The following is an 8,836-nucleotide window of genomic DNA, read 5'->3' as shown; positions in this document are numbered from 1 at the left end:
ACCCCCGCCCCCTCCTGCGCGGTAACCCTCCTCGGCCTCTGCGTCCTCTGACCCCGGGGACCGGTCAGAGGGCGACGCCGGGACCGCCCGAAGGGCCGGGGGCCTCCGCCTCTGCTCGCGTGCGGAGGTCGTCGAGCCACTGCGCCGCCTCCGCGGCCGGGACGCGTTGGAGTTGGGCGCCGTGGCGGGCGGCGATGGCATTGGCTGCGCGGGGGTCGGACTCGACCATCTCGGCGACCAGGAGGCAGCTGTCCGGGTCCACCCAGGCGGACAGGCCGATCAGGCCGGCGGTCTCCTGTTCCGCCTCCTCGCCGTCGGCCAGGGCGCCGAGGCTCGCGCCGAGGGCGATGCCGATCGCGGTGGCGAGCGGGCCGATGAAGAGGCCGAGGATGGTGCCGACCGTGCCGAAGCCGACCATCGCGCCGCCCGCGCCCGGGTCGTAGTCCTGCGGGACCGTCACCCTGCCGTCCGCGTCGCGCTCCAGCAGCGCCGCACGGGTGACCGTGGGCAACTCCTTGACGTCGCGGAACGCGGCCTCCGCCGCGTCCCGGTCCTTGAGGGTGAAGAAGAGCATCTTGTCGTCGTGTTCCATGTCCGAGGACATCTCCCTCACGACGCACCCCCGTCCTCGCCACGCTCCTGCGCGTCCCAGGCCTCGTTGTTCTCCTGCACCTTCTCCAGGGCGTGCGAGGCCTCCTCCTGCGTGGCGAAGGGCCCGAGCAAGAAGCGCGCGGGGCACTGGTGGCCCTGTTCGACGCGCTGGTGCCGCAGGCAGAAGTACCAGGGTTCCGGCTTGCCGAGCTGCGCCTCGTCGAGGTTCTCTCGCAGCTCGTCTCCGGCGTCAGGCCAGCTCACCGTGGTCACCTCCGCGCTGTTCGGCCGGCCCGGGCGGGCTCGGCCCGGGCTTCGCCGCCCATCATCCGACCTCCGCGCCCTCGGCGCGCGTTCTGGGCGGCCATCCAGCGCTCGGTGAGTTCCGCACCCGGACCGGGCGCCGAAGTGGGATCATGGCAGGGTCCAGCGTCACCGAGAGCGATGGGACGGATACGCATGCCGCTCAAAGGCGAGTACGAGCCCAGCCCGACCGACTGGGTGCGGACCCAGGTCGAGGCGTACGAGTCCTCCGGCGGGACGGACGGCACGACGCTGCGCGGGATGCCGGTCATCCTGCTGACCTCCGTCGGCGCCAAGTCCGGCAAGCTGCGCAAGACCCCGCTGATGCGGGTCGAGCACGACGGGCGCTACGCGGTCGTCGCCTCTCAGGGCGGCGCGCCGAAGCACCCCGTCTGGTACTGGAACCTGAAGGCCGACCCCCGGGTCGAGCTGCAGGACGGGCCGGTGCGGCGGGACATGACGGCGCGCGAGGTCACCGGCGCGGAGAAGGCCGAGTGGTGGCAGCGCGCCGTCGCCGCGTACCCGGACTACGCCGACTACCAGACCAGGACCGCGCGGGAGATCCCGCTGTTCGTGCTGGAGCCTGCGCCGACCGGGCACTGACCGGGCGAGGGGGGCGTGCGCAAGGTGTCTACTTCGACCAGGTGACCACGAAGTCGGCGTTGTTGCTGTTCGCGATCGGGGTGACCACGACGGTTCCCTTGGCGCCCTGGTAGGCACCGGTGCCGCCAGTGATCTTGTAGGTCTGGGTCGTGGGCTGCGCGGCGAAGTTCTGCGTGGTGTTGTCCGAGAGCAACATGCCCTGGCTCGTGGCGATCTCCGCCGAGCAGGTCGCCGTGGCCGGCGCCTTCGTGAACAGGCAGTACAGGTGGTCGGTCGCGGAGACGTCGGACGCGTGGTTGGTGTGGTCGCCCGTGTAGTCGTTGTCCGTGCCGACGGCGTAGTAGCCGACGGCCGGGGCCGTGCTCGGGTTGGTGACGGGCTGGCCGTTGGCCGTCTGCAGGCCGCTGAAAGTGCTGACGCTGTAGAACTTCCATGTCGTGGTGGCCATGGAGCCCGAAGCCCCGGAGCCGCTCGCCGAGCCACCGGGGCTCGAACTGCCCGAGGGTATCCCGGACATGGGCGGCGGACCGGAGGGGCCGGGCGAACCTGAACTTGCGGGGACGGCGACGGCGGCGCCGGTCGTCACGGCCAACAGGCCTGCGGCGAGCGCCGTGGCCGCGGCGGTGAAACGCGCGTGCGAACTCATCGGGTCCTCCCGAGGTCGGGGACCCCTCGCACCATTGTCACGCGCCCTCCACGGCTTCGCCTCTCGCCCGGTGGTCCACGAACCGATGCCCTGACGGCAGGGCTGCAGGCACTCGTCACGCCCCCGTGAAGGCCGTCACGCCCGTCGTCGTGCCGATCAGCACGCGGTCGCCGCTGAGCACAGGGGAGGCGAAGTGTGGCAGCGGGCCGGTGGCGAGCCGGGCCAGCACCCGGCCCGTCGCCGGGGCGAGCACCAGCAGGGCGCCCGCGCCGTAGTCGGGCACCCAGACCGCGCCGCCGCCGAGCACCGGGGAGCCGGCCGCACGCAGCGCGACCCGCCAGCCGGGGCGGGGCACGCCGTCCGGGCCGACGTCGACGCGCAACAGGCCGTCGGTGCAGGGCACGAAGGCGGTGGTCCCGGAGACCGCCGCCGTGCCGAACGCGCCGCACAGGTGCGCCTGGGCCTGTTCGCCGCCGACGCCGGTGCGGCGCAGCCGGGTGCTGAGGCCGAGGGTGTAGCCGGTGCCGCGCTTGCCGACGGCCAGGACCCAGCGGCCGACCAGGGCCGGGGTGAGCGAGCCGAGGTCGAGGTCGTGCGCGTTGTCCTGCGGCCAGCTCGTGGGCGCGAAGGACCCGGTGACGGTCAGTGAGCGCGGGTCGAGGGCGAGGACGGAGTCCGAGCCGTCCCACGGGCCCTTGGTGGACCCGCCGTTGCCGACCGACACCAACACGCGCCCGTCCGGCGCGAGCACCGGCCCGCCGGGCGCCCAGACGCCGCCCTGACGGGCCGTCGGGATCGCGTGGCTCAGCACCGGTCCCGCGCCGGTCGCCGGGACCGAGACGACCGAGCCGATGTAGTCGCCGCAGTCGCCCTCCAGGCCGCCGTAGGTGATCAGCACCCTGCCGTCCACGGCCGCCAGCGCGCCGCGTTGCTGGTCGTCGCGCGGGGTGCCGCGCGGGGACTCGGCCTGCCGGCGCACCCGGACGGTGCCCGTGGCCGGGTCCAGGCCCGTCAGCACGTGCCGGCCGCCGACGAGCTCGGCGAGGGCGAAGACCAGCCCGGTGGTGGGCTCGTAGACGGGCGTGCTCGTGACGCCGAGCGGGTCGATGCCGCCGCAGGGGAGCGAGGAGAGCGGGGCTGGGGTGCCGAGGGAGGTGTGCCAGCGGACCCGTCCGGTGGCCGGGTCCAGTCCGTAGACGCTGTCGTGCTCGGTGGCGGCGACGACCGTGCCGCGCACGACGAGCGGCTGCCCGTAGACGGCTCCGTCCAGCGCGGCCCGCCAGGTCGGCCGCAGTGCGCCGGGTGCGGGGATGCCGGGGACGTCGCCCGAGCGGGTAGCGTCGTGATGGTAGGTCAGCCAGTCGCCCGGGAGCGTCGGCGGCGGGTGTGCGGCGCCGGGGGAGAGGGTCAGCTCCGGGACGGGGGAGGGGCCGGTCGGGCTCGCGCCCGGGGACGCGCTGGTGCAGCCGGCGGCGAGGAGCGCCGCGCAGACGGTCAGGACACGCACGGCGCGTGGGAGGCGGGGCACGCCCTCAGTGTGCCCGCCGCCGCCCCGGGCGGGTGGCAGCGGCGCGTGTCGGTGACGCGTGTGCCGCCGCTGGTGCACTCTGAGGGGAGAAGGTGCGCACACGGCAGGGAGGTCGGACGGGCGTATGGGGTTGACCGGGAGCGGGCTCCTGATTCTGGCGGCGGTGCTGACCGGGGTCTGCCTCGTGGCGATGGTGTGGCTGTGGCCGCGCCTGGCGGGACGAGGCTGGAAGCCCGTGCTCGGGCGGATCGTCGCCGTCGTGGTCACCCAGGTGCTGCTGGTGTGCACGCTCGGGATCTGGGCCAACGACTACTTCTCCTTCTACAGCAGCTGGCACGACCTGCTCGGCATCGGCGGCGGCCCCGTCGCGGTCCAGGCGACCGTGCCCGGCACCGGCACGCGGGCCGGACCGCGCGGCGCGGTCGAGGTGCTCGGGCAGGAGTCGACCGGCTCGGACGGGATCGGCGTCCGCGCCCCGGACCAGGTCGGCCGGGTCGACCGGGTCCGCATCCCGGGCCACGTCACCGGGCTCACCACCGACGGCTACGTCTACCTGCCGCCGCAGTACTTCCAGCCCGGCTACGCCAAGGACCGGTTCCCGGTGCTGGTGGTGACGACGGGCTTTCCCGGGGACGCGAAGAACCTGATCACCAAGCTGCAGTACCCGTCGATCGAGCTGCAGCTGCTCCAGCAGGGCAAGGTCAGGCCGATGGTGGAGGTGCTGATGCGGCCCTCGCCGTCGATGCCGCGCGACAGCGAGTGCGAGGACATCCCCAACGGCCCGCAGGCGGAGACCTACTTCACCGCGGACGTGCCGCTCGACATCGAGGGCTCCTACCGGGTGCGGACCGACGCCGCCGCGTGGGGCGCGATCGGGGACTCGACGGGCGGGTACTGCTCGCTCAAGCTCGCCATGCGGAACCCGTCGGTGTACACCACGGCCGCCTCCCTCTCCGGGTACTTCAAGGCGGCGCACGACATCACCACCGGCGACCTCTTCGGCGGCAGCCAGTTGCGCCGCAACCAGGCCGACCTGAACTGGCGGCTCACCCACCTGCTGCCCCCGCCGGTCTCGCTGATGCTCGCCTCCAGCCAGGAGGACGGCGCCTCCTACCAGCAGGCCAAGGCCTTCGCCGCTCTCGTCCACCCGCCGATGGTCGTCTCGCAGGCCATGGTCCCGACCGGCGGCCACAACTTCACCACCTGGATCCGCCTGCTGCCCGCGTGCTTGGAGTTCCTCAGCGACCACCTGGCACCGCCGGCGCCGTGAGGGACCGACCGTCGGGGACGACCGTTTGACCCTGACGCAGGGTCATGGCGCATAGTCGGCGACGTGGAAGCACACCTGACCGTGGGACGTGCGGCCGAGCTGGCCGGCGTGACCGTCCGCACCCTGCACCACTACGACCGGATCGGCCTGGTACGGCCCTCCGCACGCACCGCGGCGGGCTACCGCGCCTACGCCGCAGGCGACGTGGAGCGCCTGCGGGAGGTGCTCGCCTACCGGCGGCTCGGCTTCGGGCTGCGCGAGATCGCCGACCTGGTCGACGACCCGGCCACCGACGCCGTCGCGCGCCTGCGCCGGTTGCGCGCGCTGACGCTGGAGCAGCGCGACCGCGCCGACGCCATGGCGAGGGCGATCGAGCGGGAACTGGAGGCAAGGGCCATGGGGGTCAGGACGACACCGGAGGAGCAGTTGAGAGTGTTCGGAGCCCAGTTGTACGACGCCATCGGATCCGCCTACCCGGCGACGCGGCGCACCGACCCGCGGATCGCCGCGAGGATCTGGGAGGCGCTCGGGGACGCCCGCACGGTGCTCAACGTCGGCGCCGGAACCGGCTCCTACGAGCCACCGGACCGCGAGGTCACGGCGGTGGAGCCGTCGGCGGTGATGCGGGCGCAGCGTCCCGAGGGCGCGGCGCGGTGCGTGGCCGCCAGTGCGGAGAGCCTGCCCTTCGCGGACGGGTCCTTCGACGCCGCGATGGCGGTCAGCACCGTGCATCACTGGCCCGATGCGGTCGCCGGGCTGCGTGAGATGCGGCGCGTGGCCCGTCGGGTCGTCGTGTTTACCTACGACGCCAGTGCGCCTGGGTGGCTGGAGCGGTTCTGGCTGACCCGCGACTACCTGCCGGAGTTCGCGGACCTTCTCGTCGGCTGGCCCTCACTGGCTGATCTGACGCAGGCGATCGGAGGCCGCGCGGAGCCGGTCCTCGTCCCGTGGGACTGCGCCGACGGCTTCTTCGAGGCCCACTGGCGCCGCCCCGAGGCGTACCTGGAGGACGAGGTGCGCCGTGCCGTGTCGGTGTGGACCAGGGTGGGGCCGGAGGCCGAGCAGCGGGCCGTGGGCCTGCTCCGTGAGGACCTCGCGACCGGCCGGTGGGCCGAGCGCAACCGCGACCTCGCGGCGCTCGATGCGGCCGAGCTGGGCCTGCGCCTGCTCGTGGCCTGAGGGCCGGAGCGTCCTGCGTGCCGGAGCCCTACAGCTTGTAGCCGATCGCCCGGAGGAGGCTCTTGCGGGCGGCCACGTCCGCCTCGGTCTCCTCGCCGAGTGGCGGCGCGCCGTCGATCACTCCGACGACCCCGCGCCCGGCGGAGGTGCTCGCGACGAGGACCTGGACCGGGTTGGCCGTGGCACAGAAGACCGCGCAGACCTCGGGGACGGACTTGACCGCGTTGAGGACGTTCACCGGGAAGCCCTCGCGCAGCAGGACGACGAAGCAGTGGCCCGCACCGATCGCCGTCGCGTTGGCCACGGCGAGGGAGACAAGCTCGGGGTCGTTGCCGGAGCGGCGGACCAGGCGCGGTCCGGACGCCTCGCAGAAGGCGAGCCCGAAACGCAGGTGCGGGCTGGTGCCCGCGAGGGCCTCGTGCAGGTCCTCGACGGTCTTGATGAAGTGGGACTGCCCGATGATCACGTTCAGGTCCTCGGGCTTGTCGACCGCGACCGCCTCGAGGGACACCGCTTCAGCTGCCATAGGGTCAGCCTGCGGGTGTGGGCGCGCCGACGCATGTCGGGACCTTCGAATCCTCCTCGCGGCCGGGCGTCGGCCGCTATGCTTGCCCCATGCAGCTTTCCTCGTGCCGGTGCTGGTGGCGCTCCTCCTAGGAGCGGCCCCCTCTCGCACGCACGCCTCGAAGGGCCGTTCGCACGGACGGCCCTTCGGCGTTTCCCGGCTCGACCGGGGTGGATGCGCCGAACGCCGCCCTGCGGCGCGGCCCGCCCACCACCCTGAGCCCGGGAGAACCTCATGACCAGCACCCGCCCCCGCATTCTGACCGGCGACCGTCCCACCGGCCGCCTGCACGTCGGCCACTACTTCGGCAGTCTGGAGAACCGGGTCCGGCTCCAGAACGAGGGCGCCGAGGTCTATGTGGTGATCGCCGACTACCAGGTGCTCACCGACCGCGACATCGCCGCTAACCTGCCCGGTTACGTCGAGGAGCTGATGCTCGACTACCTGGCCGTCGGCATCGACCCGGACCGGTCGGTGATCTTCACGCACAGCGCGGTGCCCGCGCTGAACCAGCTGCTGCTGCCGTTCCTCAGCCTGGTCTCGGTGGCCGAGCTGCAGCGCAACCCCACCGTCAAGGACGAGATCAGGCACTCCAGCCAGGCGGCCGTGTCGGGCCTGATGTTCACCTATCCCGTCCACCAGGCCGCCGACATCCTGTTCTGCAAGGCCGATCTGGTGCCGGTCGGCCGCGACCAGCTCCCGCATCTGGAGATCACCCGAACGGTCGCCCGCCGCTTCAACGAGCGCTACGCGCAGCCGGGCCGGCCCGTCTTCCCCGAGCCGGAGGCGCTGCTCTCGGCGGCGCCCCTGCTGCTCGGCACCGACGGCGGAAAGATGAGCAAGAGCCGTGGCAACGCCATCCAGCTCGCCGCCGACGCCGACGAGACCGCCCGTCTGATCCGCGGCGCCAAGACCGACACGGAGCGTCACATCAGCTACGAGCCCGAGCGGCGGCCGGAAGTCTCCTCGCTGGTCCTGCTCGCCGCGCTCTGTCTGGAGCGCGAGCCGGCCGAGCTCGCCGCGGAGATCGGCGGGGGCGGGGCGGCGCGCCTCAAGCAGGTCGTCACCGAGGCGGTCAACGAGCGCTTCGCGGCCGTTCGGGCCCGCCGCGCCGAGCTGGCCCACGACCGCGGCGCGCTGCGGGAGCTGCTGCGCCGCGGAAACAAGCAGGCCAACGCCGTCGCCGACGCCACGCTGGACGAGGTGCGGGCGGTCATGGACTCTGTCTACTGAGCGGCGGGGGCATGGTCACTTTCCGTGACAGGTGACGCACGGTGAGCCCTGTGACCTGCAGTGACGCATGTGGTGCGGGCGCGCGAATCTTTTGTCGCGCGCGTCCCCCACATGGCCTTCCGGGGTGGTTCGCATACCGACACGACGGGGACGCTGGTCGGGCGGAGAGGCCCCGCCGACCGGCGGGCGCGTCGCACCGTGATCCATCGTCACAACAACTGGAGAAGTACCGTGGCACGCGCAATCTCGCTGATATCGAGCCCTGAGTCTCTGGTCGAGACCGCGGAGGGGACCGTCGGGGGGACCACTGGGCAGGAGGTGGCCACCACGGCCGCCGTTCCCGCCGAGCACGAACCCGACCGCGTTCCCGACTGGGCCGCAGCGCTTGTTCACAGCGCTGTCGCGAACCGACCGGTCGCCGACGTCGCCCGCCTCTTCGCTCTGCTGGACGCCGACGGCGAGCACGCGTGGCCGAGCCCCGCCAGCGAGGTTGCGGCCGGCCGGCCGCTGGAGGAACTCACCGTCCTCCTCTCCGCGCTGCGCGGCCCCCAGTTGACGCGGGGCCGCGACATCCTCCGCGTGGCGGTGGTGACCCGTCCCGTCCCCGAGGTCGTCCAACTGGTGCACGCGCTCGGCGGCCCCAACTCGCCCGTCGTCGAACACGCCCTCCAACTGGCGGCGATCGCCCGGCCCGTCGACGACGTCGTCGCCCTCGCCCGCGCGCTGGAAGGCGTGGCCGTCGACCGACCTACACCCCCGCCCGTGGAACCCTCCCCGCCCCCGGAGGAGCCCGCGACCCCGGAGAAGCGCCGCAAGTCCCGCTGGTCCAGCTGAGCCCCTCCGGGGGCGCGGACGTCGTCCCAGCTGGCCATGGCTGCAGGGTAGGCCCGGACCGTGGGGATTTCCGTAACCCGGAGG

10 protein-coding genes are annotated in these 8,836 nt (G+C 73.1%); 5 read left to right on the top strand and 5 right to left on the bottom strand.

All coding sequences use genetic code 11. From position 1 onward, the window contains the following. Positions 1–64: 64 nt before the first annotated feature. Both DN069_RS38975 and DN069_RS38970 read right to left on the bottom strand, forming a co-directional pair. Positions 65–592 carry a histidine kinase gene (locus tag DN069_RS38975; protein WP_133260208.1) on the bottom strand — a complete coding sequence of 176 codons (528 nt, stop codon included), beginning with the start codon at positions 590–592 and terminating at the stop codon, positions 65–67. Between the two features lie 17 nt (positions 593–609). Then, a complete protein-coding gene (locus tag DN069_RS38970; RefSeq protein ID WP_243640341.1) occupies positions 610–855 on the bottom strand; it encodes a hypothetical protein in 246 nt (81 codons plus the stop codon). Between the two features lie 195 nt (positions 856–1,050). Between DN069_RS38970 and DN069_RS38965 the strand changes: the two genes are divergently transcribed. Next, entirely contained in the window at positions 1,051–1,497 is a 447-nt protein-coding gene (locus tag DN069_RS38965) for a nitroreductase family deazaflavin-dependent oxidoreductase (protein ID WP_111507960.1), read from the top strand. A gap of 28 nt (positions 1,498–1,525) precedes the next feature. On the opposite strand, the gene DN069_RS38960 is transcribed toward DN069_RS38965, so the two are convergent. Further along, positions 1,526–2,143 (bottom strand): hypothetical protein, encoded by a 618-nt coding sequence (locus DN069_RS38960; protein ID WP_133260207.1) that lies wholly within the window; start codon positions 2,141–2,143, stop codon positions 1,526–1,528. Between the two features lie 115 nt (positions 2,144–2,258). Next, on the bottom strand, positions 2,259–3,671 hold the full coding sequence (locus DN069_RS38955) for an outer membrane protein assembly factor BamB family protein (protein WP_243640340.1): 1,413 nt from the start codon (positions 3,669–3,671) through the stop codon (positions 2,259–2,261). Positions 3,672–3,795: 124 nt separating this feature from the next. On the opposite strand from DN069_RS38955, the gene DN069_RS38950 reads away from it, so the two are divergent. Together DN069_RS38950 and DN069_RS38945 are read left to right on the top strand one after the other, a co-directional pair. Continuing rightward, the gene (locus DN069_RS38950; RefSeq protein WP_111507958.1) at positions 3,796–4,941 is read left to right on the top strand and encodes an alpha/beta hydrolase; all 1,146 of its coding nucleotides are present in this window, start codon (positions 3,796–3,798) and stop codon (positions 4,939–4,941) included. A 63-nt stretch (positions 4,942–5,004) separates the two neighbouring features. Beyond that, positions 5,005–6,120: a MerR family transcriptional regulator gene (locus tag DN069_RS38945; RefSeq protein ID WP_111507957.1), complete on the top strand. Its 1,116-nt coding sequence runs from the start codon at positions 5,005–5,007 to the stop codon at positions 6,118–6,120. Positions 6,121–6,148: 28 nt separating this feature from the next. On the opposite strand, the gene DN069_RS38940 is transcribed toward DN069_RS38945, so the two are convergent. Continuing rightward, the gene (locus DN069_RS38940) at positions 6,149–6,646 is read right to left on the bottom strand and encodes an adenosine-specific kinase (protein ID WP_207892424.1); all 498 of its coding nucleotides are present in this window, start codon (positions 6,644–6,646) and stop codon (positions 6,149–6,151) included. Between the two features lie 273 nt (positions 6,647–6,919). On the opposite strand from DN069_RS38940, the gene trpS reads away from it, so the two are divergent. Beyond that, the gene (gene trpS, locus DN069_RS38935; protein ID WP_111507955.1) at positions 6,920–7,918 is read left to right on the top strand and encodes a tryptophan--tRNA ligase; all 999 of its coding nucleotides are present in this window, start codon (positions 6,920–6,922) and stop codon (positions 7,916–7,918) included. Between the two features lie 318 nt (positions 7,919–8,236). Next, a complete protein-coding gene (locus DN069_RS38930) occupies positions 8,237–8,752 on the top strand; it encodes a hypothetical protein (protein WP_111507954.1) in 516 nt (171 codons plus the stop codon). Positions 8,753–8,836 lie beyond the last annotated feature (84 nt).

The sequence above is a fragment of the Streptacidiphilus pinicola genome (genome assembly GCF_003258295.1).
Classification (GTDB): domain Bacteria; phylum Actinomycetota; class Actinomycetes; order Streptomycetales; family Streptomycetaceae; genus Streptacidiphilus; species Streptacidiphilus pinicola.
Note: the sequence above shows the minus strand (reverse complement) of the source record. Positions and strands in the feature narration are given on the sequence as shown.

What these genes read in the sequence shown, in the direction of transcription:
- DN069_RS38975 (WP_133260208.1), bottom strand. Translation starts at nt 592, where the DNA reads ATGGAACACGACGACAAGATGCTCTTCTTCACCCTCAAGGACCGGGAC.
- DN069_RS38965 (WP_111507960.1), top strand. Translation starts at nt 1,051, where the DNA reads ATGCCGCTCAAAGGCGAGTACGAGCCCAGCCCGACCGACTGGGTGCGG.
- DN069_RS38960 (WP_133260207.1), bottom strand. Translation starts at nt 2,143, where the DNA reads ATGAGTTCGCACGCGCGTTTCACCGCCGCGGCCACGGCGCTCGCCGCA.
- DN069_RS38950 (WP_111507958.1), top strand. Translation starts at nt 3,796, where the DNA reads ATGGGGTTGACCGGGAGCGGGCTCCTGATTCTGGCGGCGGTGCTGACC.
- DN069_RS38940 (WP_207892424.1), bottom strand. Translation starts at nt 6,646, where the DNA reads ATGGCAGCTGAAGCGGTGTCCCTCGAGGCGGTCGCGGTCGACAAGCCC.
- trpS (WP_111507955.1), top strand. Translation starts at nt 6,920, where the DNA reads ATGACCAGCACCCGCCCCCGCATTCTGACCGGCGACCGTCCCACCGGC.